17 protein-coding genes and 1 pseudogene are annotated in these 18,332 nt (G+C 47.7%); 1 reads left to right on the plus strand and 17 read right to left on the minus strand.

Annotation, left to right across the window (positions count from 1 at the left end; genetic code table 11):
* Window positions 1-2 precede the first annotated feature (2 nt).
* Window positions 3-1,343, minus strand: coding sequence for an enolase C-terminal domain-like protein (locus FD01_RS06105; protein WP_056963229.1), 1,341 nt, complete (start codon window positions 1,341-1,343; stop codon window positions 3-5).
* A 57-nt stretch (window positions 1,344-1,400) separates the two neighbouring features.
* A complete protein-coding gene (locus FD01_RS06110; RefSeq protein WP_056963230.1) occupies window positions 1,401-2,705 on the minus strand; it encodes an SLC13 family permease in 1,305 nt (434 codons plus the stop codon).
* A 460-nt stretch (window positions 2,706-3,165) separates the two neighbouring features.
* On the opposite strand from FD01_RS06110, the pseudogene FD01_RS06115 reads away from it, so the two are divergent.
* A pseudogene (locus FD01_RS06115) lies at window positions 3,166-4,616 on the plus strand (UxaA family hydrolase).
* Window positions 4,617-4,712: 96 nt separating this feature from the next.
* On the opposite strand, the gene FD01_RS06120 reads toward FD01_RS06115, so the two are convergent.
* From FD01_RS06120 to FD01_RS06190, 15 genes are all read right to left on the minus strand, one after another.
* Window positions 4,713-6,155, minus strand: a complete 1,443-nt coding sequence (locus FD01_RS06120; protein WP_056963232.1) for a 6-phospho-beta-glucosidase — start codon at window positions 6,153-6,155, stop codon at window positions 4,713-4,715.
* A gap of 91 nt (window positions 6,156-6,246) precedes the next feature.
* Window positions 6,247-7,011 carry a Cof-type HAD-IIB family hydrolase gene (locus tag FD01_RS06125; protein ID WP_056963255.1) on the minus strand — a complete coding sequence of 255 codons (765 nt, stop codon included), beginning with the start codon at window positions 7,009-7,011 and terminating at the stop codon, window positions 6,247-6,249.
* Complete coding sequence (pgmB, locus tag FD01_RS06130) at window positions 7,004-7,690, minus strand: beta-phosphoglucomutase (protein ID WP_056963234.1); 687 nt, start codon at window positions 7,688-7,690, stop codon at window positions 7,004-7,006. The genes FD01_RS06125 and pgmB overlap by 8 nt, the downstream gene beginning before the upstream one ends.
* On the minus strand, window positions 7,677-10,358 hold the full coding sequence (locus FD01_RS06135) for a glycoside hydrolase family 65 protein (RefSeq protein ID WP_056963236.1): 2,682 nt from the start codon (window positions 10,356-10,358) through the stop codon (window positions 7,677-7,679). Before FD01_RS06135 ends, pgmB begins: the two co-directional genes overlap by 14 nt.
* 268 nt (window positions 10,359-10,626) lie before the next feature.
* Window positions 10,627-11,985, minus strand: coding sequence for an amino acid permease (locus FD01_RS06140; protein WP_056963237.1), 1,359 nt, complete (start codon window positions 11,983-11,985; stop codon window positions 10,627-10,629).
* A 65-nt stretch (window positions 11,986-12,050) separates the two neighbouring features.
* Window positions 12,051-12,506 (minus strand): hypothetical protein, encoded by a 456-nt coding sequence (locus tag FD01_RS06145; protein WP_056963239.1) that lies wholly within the window; start codon window positions 12,504-12,506, stop codon window positions 12,051-12,053.
* Between the two features lie 96 nt (window positions 12,507-12,602).
* Window positions 12,603-13,790, minus strand: a complete 1,188-nt coding sequence (locus FD01_RS06150; RefSeq protein WP_056963241.1) for an acetate/propionate family kinase — start codon at window positions 13,788-13,790, stop codon at window positions 12,603-12,605.
* Window positions 13,791-13,798: 8 nt separating this feature from the next.
* Entirely contained in the window at window positions 13,799-14,809 is a 1,011-nt protein-coding gene (locus tag FD01_RS06155) for a class I SAM-dependent methyltransferase (protein WP_054715759.1), read from the minus strand.
* Window positions 14,810-14,891: 82 nt separating this feature from the next.
* Window positions 14,892-15,098, minus strand: a complete 207-nt coding sequence (locus FD01_RS06160) for a hypothetical protein (RefSeq protein WP_054715758.1) — start codon at window positions 15,096-15,098, stop codon at window positions 14,892-14,894.
* Window positions 15,079-15,441, minus strand: coding sequence for a ComGF family competence protein (locus FD01_RS06165; protein ID WP_056963243.1), 363 nt, complete (start codon window positions 15,439-15,441; stop codon window positions 15,079-15,081). Before FD01_RS06165 ends, FD01_RS06160 begins: the two co-directional genes overlap by 20 nt.
* Window positions 15,442-15,481: 40 nt before the next feature.
* Entirely contained in the window at window positions 15,482-15,760 is a 279-nt protein-coding gene (locus tag FD01_RS06170; RefSeq protein ID WP_054715752.1) for a hypothetical protein, read from the minus strand.
* Complete coding sequence (locus tag FD01_RS06175) at window positions 15,757-16,197, minus strand: prepilin-type N-terminal cleavage/methylation domain-containing protein (protein ID WP_056963245.1); 441 nt, start codon at window positions 16,195-16,197, stop codon at window positions 15,757-15,759. Before FD01_RS06175 ends, FD01_RS06170 begins: the two co-directional genes overlap by 4 nt.
* On the minus strand, window positions 16,194-16,514 hold the full coding sequence (locus FD01_RS06180; RefSeq protein WP_056963247.1) for a type II secretion system protein: 321 nt from the start codon (window positions 16,512-16,514) through the stop codon (window positions 16,194-16,196). Before FD01_RS06180 ends, FD01_RS06175 begins: the two co-directional genes overlap by 4 nt.
* Window positions 16,515-16,528: 14 nt before the next feature.
* Window positions 16,529-17,491: a type II secretion system F family protein gene (locus tag FD01_RS06185; protein WP_056963248.1), complete on the minus strand. Its 963-nt coding sequence runs from the start codon at window positions 17,489-17,491 to the stop codon at window positions 16,529-16,531.
* The gene (locus FD01_RS06190) at window positions 17,469-18,293 is read right to left on the minus strand and encodes an ATPase, T2SS/T4P/T4SS family (RefSeq protein WP_056963251.1); all 825 of its coding nucleotides are present in this window, start codon (window positions 18,291-18,293) and stop codon (window positions 17,469-17,471) included. The genes FD01_RS06185 and FD01_RS06190 overlap by 23 nt, the downstream gene beginning before the upstream one ends.
* Window positions 18,294-18,332: the final 39 nt, after the last annotated feature.

Below are 18,332 nucleotides of genomic sequence, written 5' to 3' on the forward strand. Positions count from 1 at the left end.
GATCAGCGCACCAAAGCAGGCTTTTTGGCGTTATATTGCCAATTTGGGATCAAATATTGCATGCTCCGCGCATCATCACGATCATAATAACGCGGATCGATTTGTTGATACAAGCGGTTTGCTGCCAGCAGGCGATCCATATTAAGCGTCACGCCAAGACCTGGTTTATCAGGCAACGGGACTTGACCGTTGCGAATTTTCGGACCATCATCCAACAAGCCTTGGCCATCTTGCCAGATGTAGTGAGTGTCCACTGGCGTGATATTACCAGGCGCGGCCGCTGCGACTTGCACATAAGTGGCCAAGGTAATATCAAAATGATTATTCGAATGACTGCCCCAAGTCATCCCCCAATCATTAAGCAACTGCGCCATGCGAATAGAGCCATTCAATCCCCAAAAATGCGGATCAGCCAAGACGATATCCACTGACTTCAACGCCGCAGCGTGTTGGAATTGACGCCAATCCGTGGCGATCATATTCGTTGCCACCGGGACATGCGTTGCTTGTTTGAATTCAGACAAGGTTTCACGGCCTGAATACCCATTTTCTGGGCCACAAGGATCTTCCATATAAGTAATCGCATCTTTATTGGCATTGACTAACGCGATTGCTTCATCACGCGACCAAGCGCCATTGGGATCGATATTGATATGGGCATCTGGGAACACTTGATGTAAGGCGACGACAGTTTGCATTTCAATTTCTGGCTTTAATACCCCACCTTTCAACTTAAAATTGTGAAAGCCATAACGTGCTTGTGCGGCTTGGGCTTCTTTGACGATCGCTTCAGGTGTTAAAGCAGGCAAGCGCCGCACTTGTCCCCAGGCATCGCTGTTGTCATCATTCAATAAATAAGGCAGATCCGTTTTTTTGGTATCTTCGATGTAAAATAGATAACCTAAAAATTCCACGCTTTGCCGCTGAATGCCATCCCCTAACAATGCTGCCACTGGAAGATCCAAGAATTGCCCCAGTAGATCCATCAACGCACACTCCACAGCAGTTTCAGATTGCACCACAAACTTGAGCTGAGAAATGTCGAGACTTTGAATGCCTTCGCCAGTATTGGTCTTTGCACGTGCATTGAGTTTACGCAAATCATTGACCACTTGGCGATAATCTGCCACTGAACGGCCAACGACTTCAGGAATATAGCTTTCCAATTGTTGCTTGGTATATTCGCCACCATGAATTTCACCAATGCCAGTGTGTCCCAGCGAATCAGTCAACACCACGATATTTCGAGTGAAATACGGCGCATGACAACCAGATAGCGTCAGCGTCATGCTATCATAGCCTGCCACTGGATAGACGGTCATACTTTTAACGATGGGTTGCATGTTTTTTTCCTCCTGAATTCAAAAACGGCGGACATTTTGGCTGCCCGCCGCAAGTTTTTAACGAAAGACACCTAAAGCAAAACCAACTACAGTCCAAGCGATGTTCATGCCCCATAACTTCCAGAAGCTAAACTTCACATAGGTGGCTAATGGCATCCGGTCGGTTAAATCCGTCGCCACATAAATTTGTGGTTGGGCAATTGGCGATACCATGGCCCCGAAGTTCATGAACATGGTCACAATGACCACATCTGTGGAGATGCCGTATTTTGCGGAGAAAGCCGCAACAATTGGGATCAGCGCGTAGAACCAAGTATCGTTGGTGAAAATAAACATCAATGGCGTTGCTAACATCGCCAAAATCAAGTAGACCCATGGCCCGATAGCCGCTGGAATGACCATCATTAAGACTTTGACCATTTGATCCAGCATCCCAGAATATTGCATGACCCCGACAACGACCCCAGATAATAACACGGCTGGCGTCACTGGCCAGAGCTTGGAATAGTACTTCTGCAAAAGTTTGCCTTGCAGCTTCTTTTCTGGATAGTTCATCATCGAAGCTAAAACCAAACCGACCGCAAAGACGAAATATTGTGGAATGTCTGGGAAAGCGACCAACACGAAAATCACGATGGCCGTCATCAACAGGTTAGGAATGAATAATTTTGGCCGGGACAATTCTGTATCTTTGATCATCGCTAACAATTCATTGCGATCGATTTCAGTTTTGTCGGTACGATTCTTCATTTGACGCCAGCCTAAGTAGGCGGCAAAAGCGAACAACGCGACCATGCCGATCAGTTGCACTGGGAGCATGTGCATGAACAATACCGTGGAAGCATTTTTTGTGGAAGTCAATGACGCCGCCCGCAGCATCCGGGAGTCCCAAGGCTTTGATGTCATTAAAATGACAGAAGCCGAGCACAGAAACGGCAGGATCTTCAAGTCGATGTTGAATTTCTTATATAAAGGCAACATCAGTGGCACCGTGATCAAGAACACGGATAACACGGAACTATCGAGTTCACAAATCGAAGCGACTAACACCGTCAACATGCAAATAATCGGTGCGGTCAACTTCACCCGCTTCAAAATGGCTTTAACGATGTAGTCAAACATCCCAGCATCTGAAACCAAGGTGAAGTATGGCATGGAGAACATCATCATCAAGGCGATTTCGTAGGTCTTCAAGATCCCTTTGGAGACATAGCCGCCGATTTGAGTGACACTAGCGCCAACTAAAATGGCGAAGACGATCGGCACCACCGTAAAGGCAAAAATGGTGCTGACTTTTTGTTTCATTAATAGGACCGTGATGAGGATCATCATCGCAAAGCCCATGAATGCGAGATAACTCAAGGCAATTCCCTCCTAATATGGCGCGGATATAATTGCAGTAAACGTTTTTTACAACAACCAGTATATCTGCTGGCTAATATTGAGATAAGATGCGTTGAGCTAAAATTCCGGCAAAGAATCAGGCGATTTGGTATTACGTGTAACAATTCACAATTATCAGGCTAGTTTTTCCGATGATCTGTCAGATTGCTGTATTCGCACAGTTAACGCTAAAAAGCTTTATTTATCAACAATAGCGTCAGTCAAGTCGTACTGTTTCAATACAAACAATTGGTATAACGCACAATCAAATTGAGATTCCTAGGCACTGAATTGGCATGTAGGCCCTTTCACAGCTCGCAACACGCGCTATACTTGTGCATGTAAATACAAAGAAAGGGGCGATCATGTGAAAGTCATCCAATTAACACCGCAAGATAACGTGGCAGTTTTAGTCGAACCTGGCAAAAAAGGCGACCACGTGGATAACATCGATGATTTGGTGTTGCAAGAAGACATTCCGCAATCGCACAAGATCACTTTAACGGATATCAAACAAGGTGAACCGATTCGCCGTTATGGCGTTGTCCTCGGTTACGCATTGCACGATTTTCCTAAAGGCTCTTGGATCAACGAAACCAGTTTGAAGTTGCCACCAAGTCCTGCACTGGATGCATTGCGCGCCAATCCTGATTTTAAAGAACCAGAAAATATTCGCGCACCTAAAACACCATATTTTATGGGTTATGCCAATGACCCGAGCTTTTCAGAATATTCTGGGACTCGGAACATCTTGGCGATTCATACCACGGTGCAATGTGTGATCGGGATCGTCAACGCTGCGATCGTCAAAATCAAAAATCAACTGATGGCAAAATATCCAAACGTTGATGATGTCATCGCCATCAACCACCAATATGGTTGCGGTGTGGCGATCAATGCGGAAAATGCTGAGATTCCGATCAACGGCTTGCGCAACTTGTTACATCATCCAAATTTTGGTGGTCAAATCATGTGTGTCAGCCTCGGGTGTGAAAAACTCACCCCGCAAATGTTGTTGCAAGATCAATGCACACCAGATAATTTGGTGATTTTACAAGCGCAACACGGCTTTAAAGGCATGATCGATGCGATTTTTAACATGGCAGATAAAAAACTCGCCAAGTTAAATGAACGCAAACGCACCAAGCAGCCGCTTGATAAATTGTTGATCGGGTTGCAATGCGGCGGCTCAGATGCTTTTTCTGGCGTTTCTGGCAATACCAGTGTCGGCTATGCCGCTGACATGTTAGTCAAAGCCGGCGCCACAGTCATGTTTTCTGAAGTGTCTGAAGTCCGCGATGGCGTTGAATTTATCGCCAATCGCATCACGAGCCCAGAAACTTGCAATGTCTTCAAACAACAAGTGTCTTGGTATGACAACTATTTGGCTAAAGGCAAAGTGGATCGCTCTGCAACCCTAGCCCAGGCAACAAAAAAGGCGGCTTGTCGACGATCGTTGAAAAGTCGATGGGTTCGATTGCAAAATCTGGGTCTTTGGAAGTCAAAGAAGTACTCACCCCTGGTGGGATTCCAACCAAGCATGGGATGATTTTTGCAGCCACGCCTGCCAGCGATTTGGTTTGTGGCACGATGCAAATGTGCTCTGGTGCGACGTTGCAAGTCTTTGTCACCGGCCGCGGCACGCCTTACGGACTAGCCGCTTTGCCAGTGCTAAAAGTCTGCACCCGTAATGAACTTAAAGAAAAATGGCCTGATGTCATCGATATCAACACCGGCTCAGTTTTAACCGACGACACATCGATCGAAGATATGGGCGAATCAATTTGTGACACGATTCTCAATGTCGCCTCTGGCACCGACAAGCCATTCACTGAACAATATGGCATTTACAATGACATTTGCTTGTTCAACCCGGCACCGATTACGTGACTTGGGATCTGTAACACTCAACTGCTAAAGTTGGGTGTTTTTTGTTTTCCACTGCATACAAAAGCCGCGTCAACTGTACTGACGCGGCTTTTTAAGTTATGCGAGGTCTTCGCCATTGGTGGCGATCACGTGTTGATACCACTTAAAGGAATCTTTACGTGAACGTTTCAAAGTGCCAACCCCGGCATCGTTTTTATCGACATAAATGAAACCATAACGTTTATCCATTTGGCCAGTGCCTGCCGAAACCAAATCGATACAACCCCAAGGCATGTAGCCCCATAAATCAACGCCATCTTCGTCAACGGCTTTGATCATTTGTTCAATGTGGGCTTTGAGATAAGCCACGCGGTATGGATCATGAATGCTGCCATCCGGTTCCACGTGATCAAAAGCCCCTAAGCCATTTTCGACGATCATCAATGGCAAGTCGTAACGCTCGCTCAACCAATTCATGCTGTAGCGCAAGCCAACGGGATCAATGGTCCAACCCCAGTCGTTCGTTTGCAAATGCGGATTTTTGACTTCAGCCTTGACGCCGTCGAAATCATACCACGGATTGTCAGCACTCGCGGCGACAGTGTTAGAGCTGTAATAGGAAAAACCGATGTAATCCACTTTACCGGCTGCTAAGTCCTGACGATCTTGCTCGGTGATATCAGGCCGCAAGCCAGTGCGCTTGAAGAAAGCTTCCATAAAGCGCGGATACTTGCCAAAGGTTTGCACATCTTCCCACCAGAACCGCTTTTGCATCGCCTTTTGCGCCATGAGCACATCTTCTGGTTTGCTGGAAGCGGGATATTGTGGGGTGAAGTTGATCATCGAACCGATTTTAAAGTCGGGATTGATTTCATGCCCAGCAGCCACTGCCAAAGCTGAAGCTACCAGTTCATAGTGGCTGGCTTGATACATGGTGGCTTCATGTTCTGCTGGCGTGGCATCTGGCGAGAAAATCAAGCCAGAATTCGTGGCCATCGAAAAGTCGCGCATGTAGTTGCATTGGTTATTGATTTCGTTAAAAGTCATCCAATACTTGACGCTATCTTTGAAATGCGTGAAGCACGTTTTGGCAAAGCGCAGGAAAAAGTCGATCAAACGGCGATCGCGCCAGCCACCATATGTCGTGACCAAATGATAAGGCATTTCAAAATGGGCCAACGTCACCACTGGCTCGATGCCGTATTTGTGACATTCAGCAAATAAATCATCGTAAAACTTCAGTCCTTCAGCGTTGGGTTCAAGTTCATCGCCGTTGGGATAGATCCGCGCCCAAGCAATCGAGGTGCGAAAAGCCTTGAAGCCCATTTCCGCAAACAACGCGATATCTTCTTTGTAATGATGATAAAAATCGATTGCCTCGTGATTGGGATAATTCTTCCCTGGTAAGACCCCATTGGTAATTTCGCGCGGTTGGGTATTGGAGCCGGCGGTCATCACGTCAGCGATCGACATCCCCTTGCCGCCTGCTTGCCAGGCCCCTTCAAGTTGATGGGCAGCGACAGCGCCGCCCCATAAGAAATATTTTGGTAATTTAGCCATGATTTACCTCCTGTTGTATGCGGATACAGGATCAGTATACCACCACGATGCAAACAAAAAGCACCTCCAGATTAGTCGAGGTGCTCAGCGATTAAATTAAGTTGAAATGTTTCAAGCCGTTGACGATGCCATGGTCATCATTGGCCGTGGTAATAAACTCAGCTTGCTTTTTGTTTTCCGCTTGCCCATTGCCCATGGCGATCGGATGATCGACACCAGCAAACATTGGCAGATCATTTTGCGCATCACCGAACGCATAAGTGGGAATATCGACAAAATCTGGCTGACTCAACAATTGCCGAATGCCAGACATTTTGGTCACACCTTGTTGCATCACGTCTAAACCGCGTGGATTGTTGCGCACCATGCTGAGTTCTGGAAACAGCTGGGGCAAGGTGTCGTCTTGATCGCGTTCAAAGACGAACATAAAATTCACGTGATGGTCGGCATACCAATCGGGGTCGACTTGAGCGTTGAGTTGCAACAATTGATAATTGGCGATGGTATCGTCATTTTGAGCACTCAAGGCAAAACCTGATTGGTTGTACCAGCCGACTGGATCTTGATGTGCGGCACAATAGGCATTAAATTTGATCACCACTTGCGGATCCAACAAGGTTTGATGCACCACGCGACCATGGGCTTGCACATAACTGCCATTAGCGGCCACGATGGTATCGATACCAGTCGCATCTAACACATATTGCACTTCAAACACGTTGCGGCCAGTTGCGATCGCTGGTTCGACCCCATTTTTGCGTAGATCTTGAACCGCTTGAGCAACTTCTGGCAAAACTGATTTATCCGCTTGTAACAGCGTCCCATCTAAATCAAAAAACACCAGTGCTTTAGCCACGCGCTTCACCTGCCAATCCACGTTCAATATTCGCCAAAGTCAATTCAGCGGTGCTTGGGAACACCACATCCGCTTTAGCTAAAGTTTGCGCATCCCCGATGCCAACAGACACTGCGCCAGCATTATTAATAGCGTCAACGCCTGCCGCCGCGTCTTCGATCCCCAAACATTGCGCAGGTTCCAGGTTTAATAAAGCCGCAGCTTTAGCATAAATTTCACCATTTGGTTTGCCATGCGTCAAGGTGGCAGGATCTACCACTTCAGAGAAGAAATCTGATAACCCGAGGTGCTTTAAGACTAACGGGGCATTTTTAGACGAAGAGGCTAAGGCGATTTGATAGCCGTGTTGTTGCAATTGATCTAAAAAGATGCGAACGCCAGGCAAAATGTCTGTCGGTTTGAGATCTGCGACTAACGCTAAGTATTGGGTGTTTTTTTCTGTCGCCAAGGCTTGTTTTTCAGCTTCAGAAAATTGGTGTTGACCATTCCCGGCTTGAATGATCAAATCCAGGGAATGCATCCGATCGATCCCGGCAAGGCTTGCTTGCAACTGCGGGGTCCAAGTGGTGCCCACCTTTTTGGCAATCGCCGACCATGCTTGGGCATGCAAGCGAGCAGTGTCGCAAATCACCCCGTCTAAATCAAACAATACGCCTTTAAGGGCTTTAAAATTGGTCATGTGCGTCTTCCTTTCTCAACATAAAGCGGTGCATTTTGCCTGCTGTGATCTGTTGTTGCTGGCCTTGGATCAACACGGTTAAATCGTGATCGGCAACCACCGCTACTGCTTGAGTTGTGATCGTCAACACCACCCGCGCCCCATGAAAGTCTTGCGTGACTTGCATCGACGTCCAAGCTTTGGGCAAGTTCGGATCGATGCTTAACGTGTCGCCCAGTGGGTCAACGCCGGCATACACTCGCGTGGCCACATCGATGGTGGCGCCCATCACGCCGAGATGTAAGCCTTCTGCCGTCGTGCCGCCTTGAATATCGTAATAATCTGAAAGCAAAGCTTGATGGTACAGCGACCATGATTGGTCAACGCGACCAGCCCGGGCGTCCAATAAGGCATACACGATACGTGATAGCGTTGAGCCATGCGTCGTGCGATCCAAATAATATTGTAAATTCTGTTCGGCATAATTTTTCGGCAAGCTGTAGCCCATATCGGTGATCAACTGATGGACGACTGGTTCATCCAACAAGTAAAATGCCATCAAGGTATCAGCTTGCTTGGCCACTTGATAGGCATCAGGCGTTTTGCCTTCTGCTTTTAAGATCCGATCCAAGCGCGAAATATCGCCATATTGTTTGTGATAATCATCAAAACTCAACCGCGCCAGTTTAAAGTAACCAGCAAACTGGCCGATAATGCCGTCATCATTGATGTCTAAGGTCAAATGCCGCCGCACGTGATCCATTTGTTTGAGTTGTGCCGGGGTCAAGTCCTTAGGTTTGAGTTGTTGCAACCACTGAAACAGCCAAGCCACCATCACATTGGTGTAAGCATTATCCGTCAGGCCTTTAGTTTTGGCATGCGGATAGTTTTCATGGAATTCATCTGGCCCCATCACGCCTTTGATGTGATAGCGCTTGGTTTGCGGATCTAACTCGGCTTTGCTTAACCAAAATTTCCCGATTTCAGCCACCATTTTTTCACCACTGGTTTGCATAAACTCAGCGTCTTGATTTAAATGATCATACAACCACACGTTATACGCGATCGCCAAGCTGACATGCCGTTGGCGATTGGATTCATCCGGGTCAAATTGATTGGTCAACGGATTCAAATGCAGGCGTTGGGATTGTTCGCTGCCATCAGCACCTGATTGCCAAGGATACATGGCGCCTTGGTAGCCTAGTTCACGCGCCGCTTGTTGGGCTTGCGGCAAGCGCTTGGCCCGATATGTCAACATCGCTTTGGCAACTGCAGGGGCATGGGCGGCCAGATATGGCATCATGTAGATCTCATCCCAGAAAATATGCCCGCGATACGCTTCACCGTGAAGGCCGCGCGCGCCGATCGACGCGTCTAAATCGCCAGTCGCCAGCGCCGCGCCGGACACATACAGTTGAAAAATATTGACGCGTAATAATTTTTGGCTGGTGACATCTGGGGCCACTTGCACATCACCTTTAGCCCAGACTTGTTGTAAAAATTGATCGGTGTGCGCCGCTGCTTCATTAAAACCACCGTCGCGCCCGTGTTGCCAAGCAGTGGCATTGACATCTGTTGCAGTTTCGCGACTGGTATAAACACCGACAGTTTTTTCAACGACAATACTTTCCCCTGGCGCTACATTGAGATCAACTTGTTGTAACAACGTTTGGCCTTGGGCTTTGGTGGTGACTTCGCCATGCCCATCAAAGCGACTGGTGATGGCAAAATGCAGCTGACTATGTTTGGTGGTGCCGGTCAACATGCCTAAATTGGCGTCACTTTGCAGCCCAGTGACTTGGAGATGTTGTGAATCAAACGGCGCATACCTGGCGACGTTTTGATTGGTGACGCGGCCATCGATGCCAGCAAAGACACTTAACGTCCCGGCAAAATTCAACGGCGTCAGGCGATAGCGAATGGCAAATTGATGGTAGTGCTGCATATCCGCGACTTTAACGGTTTCGATCATCAACTGATGGCCCGTTGCCAGCGAAGCCAACATCGTGGTGTGCAGTTGGCCGGTTTTGAGATCCAAACTGCGATAAATATCGGTGATGTCAGACTTTTTGATGGTGAAGCGTTGGCCGTGATCGATCGCAAAACTTAAATATTGTGCATTGGGTAAATTGACCAAGTCTTCATTCACGATCGCCTGACCGTTGATTTGGGTGGTGGTTTGATCGTACATGCCAGCCACATAAAGGCCTGGATAATTATCGTCATCCGCATTGGCTTCAACATACGCCCCGCGCAATCCTAAAAAACCATTGCCGATGGTCAACATCGCTTCTTGCCCGAAATTTCTGGCCCCTGCATATTGCCCGTAGTAATCCAAATGCCAACTGGCGTGATCCCGCTTTTCTGCGATGGCCTGCTTCAAGCCTAAGGTCCGAACCGTGGGCGCTGCCACGACAGGCTTGTTGAACATGTTCATCAACGCCAAGCCGATATCGATGCGCTGATGATTCAAGCCCACGACGGTATCGGAAAAGGTATAACTCAGGGGATTTTCAATGATGATCGCATCAAAATCAATGCCCACCAACGCAATACGAATATTTTCCAGATTCTTGCCAATTGAAAGCTTGGGATCATAGGCAATCCGCATTTGACTCGGCGCACTCGCATCAGCCAAGTTGTTGATATCGATGGCTTGATCCGAGACTTTTAACGTGACAGTGTTCATAAACAGACTCCTTTCAGAAAATCGGTGGTAGCTTTATGTTAACTCCTATTTTTGAAACAAGCAAATTAATCCTGTTTTATAAAGGCTTTAATGTCCACATTGTCATGTACAAAAATATTATTATGACAACTTGAATATTTTCAATTATATTTGGTCTGTCAACGTTCACGGAAAGTTTTCAAAATCGAAAAATTGGGCGTCGTGAATTTTACGTAAAAAAATAGTCGCCTCATCTTGCGATGTAGCGACGTAAGGAAAAATATGCGACTCATTTGCGTGATTTTTGATGACGATGTTTGCGAGTGAAATATAAACTCCCGATCCAAATCACTGCCAAACCTTCGGCAATCGCCGTTTCGCGACTGAACAACATCACGATCACCACCATCGCTAAAAAGGCTAAGACGTAATAATCCCCGAACGGATGCCATGGCGCTTTAAAGTCGCCACCTTGAGGATGCGCTTTGCGGAACTTCAAGTGGGTCAATACGATCATCACCCAAACAAACAAAAAGCTGATGGTGGCCACACTGGTCACTAACGTAAAGACAGAAGCCGGCAGGAAGATGTTTAAAATCACTGCGATCCCGATCACCGCGGCACTGGCAATTAAGGCGCGCGATGGCACTTGGCGGCGTGATAATTTGGACATGCGGTGCAAGCGTGGTGATTTGCTTTCCAGCGACAAGGAAAACAACATCCGCCCGGTGGAATATAAGCCAGAGTTACATGCCGACGCTGCGGCAGTTAACACCACAAAGTTCACGATATCCGCCGCCGCATTGATCCCGATATTGGAAAACACCGTGACAAACGGACTGTTATTCGCCGAAACCGTGTTCCAAGGATAAATGGCCATGATCACCAGCAGTGCCCCGATGTAAAACAAAATCACGCGAATTGGCAACTTGTTGATCGCATCTGGGATGGTTTTTTTCGGATCAGCCGTTTCACTAGCCGTCAAGCCGACTAATTCGATCCCAGTAAAGGAGAACACCACCATTTGAAACGCCATGAAAAACCCGCTGGCGCCTTTGGGGAAAAAGCCCCCATAGTTCACCAAGTTGGCTAAACTGGCGTGGCCACTAGGCGTTTTGTAACTGGTGCCGATCAACACGATGCCAATAGCGATCAAGGCAATGATGGCCACCACTTTGATCAATGCGAACCAAAATTCCGCTTCTCCGAATAAGCCAACGGAAATCAAGTTGACCAATAATAAAATCACTAAGGTCAATAGACCTGGGATCCATTGGGCAACATTCGGCAGCCAAAAGCGAATGTAAGTCCCCACCGCAGTGACTTCAGCCATCGCCAACGCCGCCCAGCATATCCAGTACGTCCATCCGGTCACAAAGCCCCAGGAATCGCCGAGATACTTTTTGATAAAGTCGATAAACGAATGCTGGGAAAGGTCAGACATCAACAATTCGCCAAGCGCGCGCATCAACATAAAGCACATGCCGCCAGCCATTAAATAAGCTAATAAAATCGACGGACCAGCCAAATGAATGGATTGGCCGGCACCGAGAAATAATCCAGTGCCGATGGTCCCGCCGATCGCCATCAATTGAATATGGCGACTTTTCAAATTGCGTGCTAACTCTTGGTTTTCAGACTCTTGCATGCTTTCCCTCCAGACATAACAAGAATTATACACGCCTGTTCATAAATTACAAACAGATAACGATTTCAGGATACGATCACCACGCGTTTCGGATCCATTTTTTGCCGTAAAAATTTGGCGATGTCGTCAACTGGCCGATCAAACTTCAATCGCACCACCGCCACGCTGCCCACCATCGCGGCCAATAAGCAGCCATCATCCAGGGGTTGGAGTTGAATTGCCGTCAAAACGCGATATTGGCGCACCGACCCTAACCCATTGATGACTGAATCTTGCGTTAACCCGCGCTGCCACAAGGCAAACACTAAAAACATGGCGGCAATAAAACCACCTGACACCAGCCCATCAAAGTCGTTGGCGGTGAAATAAGTCACTGCTGCCACCATGGCCGCGGCGACCAGATAAAACCACCGCCAAAACCAGCGCGGTGCAGCTTTGATGGTAATTTTGGTGCGAAACCAAATCGTCACGCTCAAAGCGATGATAAAAATCACAATATAGCCGATACTCCAAAAACTCATGGCGATCCTCCGTTGATAGGTAATAGTCTTATTATCATATTTGTGCATATAAAAAGCTAGCGTCCGCGACAACTTGTCGCCAAGCTAGCTTTCAACTTAAACCAACTGCATCACGTCGCGCGCGATCATCAGCTCTTCATTGGTCGGGATCATAAACACGGGGATCGTGGAATCTGGCGTTGAAATCAAGGTTTCCCCATGCGGATCGCGGTTGGCTTGTTCATCGAGTTTCACGCCGAAAATGCTGAGGCCGGCGATGACTTCTCGACGCACATCTTCATCATGTTCGCCAATACCAGCGGTGAAAATCAAACCATCTGCGTGTCCCAACTCCGCTAAATAGCTGGCGACGTATTTGATCACGCGATTATTGAACACATCCAACGCCAAGCGGGCATCAGGATTATTGGGCGCAGCAGCTTGCAGTTCGCGCATATCAGGCGACAAACCAGACAACGCCAACAAACCTGATTCACGGTTTAAGATATCGATCATTTTTTGCGGATCATGCAAATGCAATTTCTGCATTAAAAATAACACGAGTGACGGATCAATGTCCCCACTGCGGGTACTCATCGCCAAGCCTGCCACTGGCGTAAAGCCCATCGAGGTGTCATAAGAACGGCCGTTTTTGATCGCAGTGACTGAAGCGCCTGAGCCTAAATGCATCGACACTAAATTCAGCTCATTTAACGGTCGGTTTAATAACGCCGCAGCGCGACTAGCCACATAGCGATGGCTGGTGCCATGTGCGCCATATTTCCGCGCGCCAAACTGTTCATAAAATTCTTGTTTGATGGCGTAACGGTAATTCACCGCTGGCATGCTGGCATGAAAGGCCGTGTCAAACACGCCAACTTGCGGCACGCGTGGCAAACGATGGGCAAAAGCCCGGACCGCCGCCGCTTCTGGCGGATTGTGCAGCGGTGCATATTCTGCTAACGCATCCACTTGGGCTAACGCTTGATGATCTAAAATCGCAGATTCGGAAAAGACTTCCCCACCGGCAACGATCCGATGGCCAACCCCTTTCAGCTCGGTCAAATCATGGATCACGCCTGATTCTTTCAAGGCATTCATCACTGCTGCGACTGCTGCGGCAATGGTGGGCATATCTTGATCGCGTTTGATCACCACTTGGTCGTTGACACTCATGGTGATGCTTGATTGCCGCATCCCCATGCGATCGATCAAGCCTTTGGCCAAGACTTTTTCTTCAGGCATTAAAAATAGTTGCCACTTCAGCGTTGAACTGCCGGCATTGATCGCAAGAATTTTTGCCATGGATCCTCCTATGCTAAGTTCGCTTTGGCCCAAGCTTGGACGCTAGCGATAAATTCGGTAAATGCTTTGCGGTCGGACAAGTCTGGGAAAGTCCCCAGTAAAACTTGTGAGGCTTGTTTGGTGTGTTCACCTGGTTTTTGCAGAATCAATAACGACTTTTGCGCGGCAGGATCAGCAAACAAGCTTTCTGGCAAGTTCAACAGCCCTTGAAAATGCGCCGCTTTCGTCATCCACGCGGTGAGTCCAGCTGCTTCTTTGGACTTAAACACGTTGGCTGGCACATAAAAGAAGCCGAAACTACCAGGCTTCAACATTTTCAAGCTTTGTTCGATCAACAAATGATGCGCATAAGAATGCCCGGATTCTGCCGCAGTTTCAAAGGTTTTCGCGCGTTCATCTAACGGATAATAACCCACTGGTAAGTCGGCGATCACCAAATCAGCGTTGGTGACGGGTAAATCAGCCAAGGCATCTTGGTGAAAAAGTTGGACATCGAGATGTTGTAAGCCAGCACTCATGTCAGCAAAGGCTAACAGCGTGTCATCATTGTCGATGCCAACACCTTTAACCGTAACGTTTTTAGCGGCATGTAGCTGATTCATCACTGCATACAACAAGTTCCCACTGCCAACGGTTGGGTCGGCGACGGTCATGGTTTCTGGCATGTTGGCGTGGAAGGTCGTCGCCACAAAAGTTGCCAAGCTGGCCATGGCATCTGGCGTGACTTGCTTGTTAGGCTCGATGCCGTCAGTTTGGACGGCTTTGACCAAAACCAATTGCAAGGCCTGGCGCAATTCTTCAGCCGAATAGTCACTCAGGTCGATGGTTGCATATTGTTCAGTCAATTTATCGACTGTTGCTTGACTGGGTAAACCGTCTTCTTGATGAACTGTGTGTGCCATCAAGTTCTCGCCGGATTCGATCGCCGCATCCAAATAAGTGCTGCCCAGCGTTTTGTGCAGCAAGGCGGTGGTATCGTCTAACACATCATAAAGCTGTTTTAATTGTTCGTTTGCCACTTGAGACCCTCCGTTTCATTTCTTCTCAATGATACTCAAGTGGCGCGTGTGTTTCAATACAGACCTGTTTTTCTGTAAACAGCTAGTCTTTTGTATCACTGGTGGCAGCACTTTGCTGGCGGGACCAATCGTCAAACCGGGTGTTGAAGGTCTCTTTTTCATGCTTCAACAAGCTTTGATACCCTGCTTGCCACTGCGCGATTTGTTGCATGGCCGCCAGTGAAAATAAGGTCACCACAAATAAAATCAGTAATGCTGACAAGAGTGCACTACCGCGCTTTTTCGCCATCGACGATCACTCCTTCATAGATGCGGCCGCTTTTCATGGTGACCGTATATTTCACCGCATGGTCAACTTCAGTCCAGGCGACTGCTGCCACATCCGTTAATACCGGTTCATAGCCTTCATTATTTGCCCGGGTAAAAATTAATAAGTCACCGCTTTTACCAGAATAATTTTTAATCGTTTTTTCCGTCGCTGGTTTGGTGATCACTAAACGGCCTTCATCAACAGTCACGGTATCTGTTGATGACACCAATTGTTGGGTCACCTGCTCAAATGTCGCAACGTTTAATTCCTCTGCATCACGCCAAGTGAATTGACTTAAACTGCTGACTACCGGTTGCCACATCAAAAACATCCCCACTAATAGTCCAAGCGCCACTATGGTTTCAATCAGCGTCACGCCCGAGCGTTTGCGTGTACTGGGTCGCAGTATTGACCACTTTAACCGCATTGTCACTCACCTCCACTTGCCAAGTAATCCCGGCAATCACCACTTGCTTGTCTCCAGTCACTAATGCCGTATTGGCAGCTTGATAGGCTTCAGCTTGCAAGCGTAACGGGGCCAGTTGCGTCTGTGAATAAGTCACGATCCCGCTGAGCCAAACGATGGCCAACGCAAACACACTGATGGCCGCCAAGTGTTCGGCAATCATTAAGCCTTTCATGTGTCGTGACGTAATAACACCCCCGATCCCATTTGCCAAGTGAAGATTACTTGGCGAGTCGCACTGCCGCGATAGAAAATCAAAGTCTGCTCTTTCGTAAAATTGCCACCAGAATATTCCAGTGACCATTGACTATCTTGATTGGGAAAATCCATGGATAAGCTCTTTGGCAAATAAACATAAGCTTTTCCTGCATATTTTAGCGTGCCAAACCAAAAGCGCCGATGGTCAAAATCCCATTTCACTTCAACATCCACTTGATCCACGATCGCCATTTGGCGCAACTGCGACCAGTCTCGCTGAAAGTCAGCAAAAAATTGCGCTTCTTGTTGCTGTTGCCACCACCTTTGGCCAAAAGATACCGTCGTGATCAATGTTGCGATACTAATCGACAAGGCAATCAGTATTTCAATGATCGTAAAGCCATGTTTTCTCATTTGACTGTAAATTCCGGTGGCTTCGCACCAGCATTATAGTCAAGTTTGGCTGCTTGATCGGCTTGTTCTGCAGTAATAATTCCGGAACTCTGTAAACTAGCAATATTGCTAAAGTTAGAATCATTGCGCCCCACTTGCTCATACGCCACCGCGATTTGCATATTCATCGCCGCGGCCACTGACTTTAAATTCTCATCATTGGCTTTTTGAAGCTGAGCACGAATGGTCACGAACAACGTTAATGTCAACACGATAATGATGCCCAATGCAGCCAGGACTTCGATCAACGTGAAGCCTTGCTTACGATGTTTTTTCATTCTTATCCTCCAAATTAATATTGATTCACACTGTTATAAAGCGGTCCTAACATGCCCACATAAACCATGACGATTTGCGCCCCGATCACCAAAAACAATACCGGCTGCACCAACGCCATCACTTGTTCAAAGCGCTGGCGCAAGCGCGTAAATAAAGCTTGCGCAAACAGGTCAACGCCATGCGCCACCAGCGTTTGTTCTTGACCTAGCCCAATCAACTCGGCAATTGGCGGATAAATCAAACGTTGGGTCAAAGCTTTTTCTGGCGGCACGCCTGCCGCAAGTTGATCCACCACGGCTTGGCCAGTATGCGCCAACACGCTATCCGACAATACTGCTAATAATTCACAATAGGCACTCAGTTCTAATCCCGCCGCCAAAAAGTGACTCGCACCAACAGCAAACTGGTATTGATAGTAATTATTGACCAATCCGCGCACGACTGGCACGACTTGGCTGATGCGATAGCGCGTCACTGCTGACAGCCGACGCAAACCTAGCCACCCGCAAAAACTTAAAATCAGGACACTGATCACGACCAATAATGGCCACCAGTTATTGACCGTCGTTTGCATTTGCAAGCTCGGCAACACCCCTAGCCACAACACCAATTGCAAACTCACTAGTAACACCATCAATACACTGGGATACACCATCAGTTGTTTGAGTTTGCGGCGATTGCTCACTTGCAGGTGTAAATACTCAGCCGCATGACTCAAGCTATTAGCTAATTGGCCATGTTGTTGGGCCAAGGTCACTTGTTGCAAGATCAACGGATGAAAATGTGCCGCCTGCAAACTGTCGGTTAACTCAACCCCTGCCGCCAGCTGGTCTTGGATCGTTTGCCAGTGTTGTTTATTCTTTGGCATCGCAGCCTGCAAATACACGAGCGCTTGATTCAAGCTAAAGCCGGCATTCAACAATTCGGCCACCAAGCGACAAAAGCGCAATTGATCAGCCAAGTTGACTTTTTTCATCGATCACCCCTTCTTTCCATTTCACCAATTCGACTTGGGCATGCGGTGACGGCGTAAAAACCAGATTAACGGAAGCACTGGCAACCACGGCAGCATCGACTAACGCTGCATCAACGCCTAAACTTTTCAACCGCAACGGCACCAATTCTGCATTGCGCGCATGCACCGTGGTCAACACGATATGCCCAGAAATCGCCGCTTCACAAGCCACTTGTGCCGTTTCGAAATCGCGAATTTCGCCAATGATCAACACATCAGGACGATGACGCAAAGCAGCTTTCAACAAACTGGCATAAGTCATATCAGCTTGCGGATTCACTTGTAGTTGTAAAAAATTCTCATGTTTAATTTCCACCGGATCTTCAATCGTCATGACCATTTTGTCCGTGGCGATCACTTGCGCAAGTTGATACAACAACGTCGTTTTCCCGCTGCCAGTCGCACCACTTAACGCCAACATGCCACGAGCCTGCAAACTCTGCGCCAACCCTGCCACGGTCTTTGCGCCGATCTCATCTAAAGGTGGGATCCCATAAATCAAACGTGCCACCAAAGTCTCACGCCGTTCGACATCCCCGACGGTACTCAACCGCAACAACACAGCAGGCTGATTGATGGTGACTGCACCTAATTGCACCCGGCGATGTTCAGCCACATTCATATCGGCTTGATACTTTAAATAGTTGATCCAACGTTGCGCAGTTTCTGTTGGGATCAGCGCTTGGGACATGAAGTCATGCGCTGTGCGGAAATACAGCTGGTAATCCGTGGTTTTCGGCAATAAATAACCTGGATTATTCATAGAATTTCAAAAAAGCAGCGCAATCCCATGATTCACACG

This window comes from Lacticaseibacillus manihotivorans DSM 13343 = JCM 12514, assembly GCF_001435035.1.
Classification (GTDB): domain Bacteria; phylum Bacillota; class Bacilli; order Lactobacillales; family Lactobacillaceae; genus Lacticaseibacillus; species Lacticaseibacillus manihotivorans.

Excerpts from the sequence above, each read along its gene's own strand:
- FD01_RS06140 (WP_056963237.1), bottom strand. The coding sequence starts at position 11,985 with ATGCAAGAGTCTGAAAACCAAGAGTTAGCACGCAATTTGAAAAGTCGC.
- FD01_RS06190 (WP_056963251.1), bottom strand. The coding sequence starts at position 18,293 with ATGAATAATCCAGGTTATTTATTGCCGAAAACCACGGATTACCAGCTG.
- FD01_RS06105 (WP_056963229.1), bottom strand. The coding sequence starts at position 1,343 with ATGCAACCCATCGTTAAAAGTATGACCGTCTATCCAGTGGCAGGCTAT.
- FD01_RS06185 (WP_056963248.1), bottom strand. The coding sequence starts at position 17,491 with ATGAAAAAAGTCAACTTGGCTGATCAATTGCGCTTTTGTCGCTTGGTG.
- FD01_RS06170 (WP_054715752.1), bottom strand. The coding sequence starts at position 15,760 with ATGAAAGGCTTAATGATTGCCGAACACTTGGCGGCCATCAGTGTGTTT.
- FD01_RS06120 (WP_056963232.1), bottom strand. The coding sequence starts at position 6,155 with ATGGCTAAATTACCAAAATATTTCTTATGGGGCGGCGCTGTCGCTGCC.
- FD01_RS06180 (WP_056963247.1), bottom strand. The coding sequence starts at position 16,514 with ATGAAAAAACATCGTAAGCAAGGCTTCACGTTGATCGAAGTCCTGGCT.
- FD01_RS06150 (WP_056963241.1), bottom strand. The coding sequence starts at position 13,790 with ATGGCAAAAATTCTTGCGATCAATGCCGGCAGTTCAACGCTGAAGTGG.
- FD01_RS06135 (WP_056963236.1), bottom strand. The coding sequence starts at position 10,358 with ATGAACACTGTCACGTTAAAAGTCTCGGATCAAGCCATCGATATCAAC.
- FD01_RS06145 (WP_056963239.1), bottom strand. The coding sequence starts at position 12,506 with ATGAGTTTTTGGAGTATCGGCTATATTGTGATTTTTATCATCGCTTTG.
- pgmB (WP_056963234.1), bottom strand. The coding sequence starts at position 7,690 with ATGACCAATTTTAAAGCCCTTAAAGGCGTATTGTTTGATTTAGACGGG.
- FD01_RS06165 (WP_056963243.1), bottom strand. The coding sequence starts at position 15,441 with ATGTGGCAACCGGTAGTCAGCAGTTTAAGTCAATTCACTTGGCGTGAT.
- FD01_RS06175 (WP_056963245.1), bottom strand. The coding sequence starts at position 16,197 with ATGAGAAAACATGGCTTTACGATCATTGAAATACTGATTGCCTTGTCG.
- FD01_RS06160 (WP_054715758.1), bottom strand. The coding sequence starts at position 15,098 with ATGGCGAAAAAGCGCGGTAGTGCACTCTTGTCAGCATTACTGATTTTA.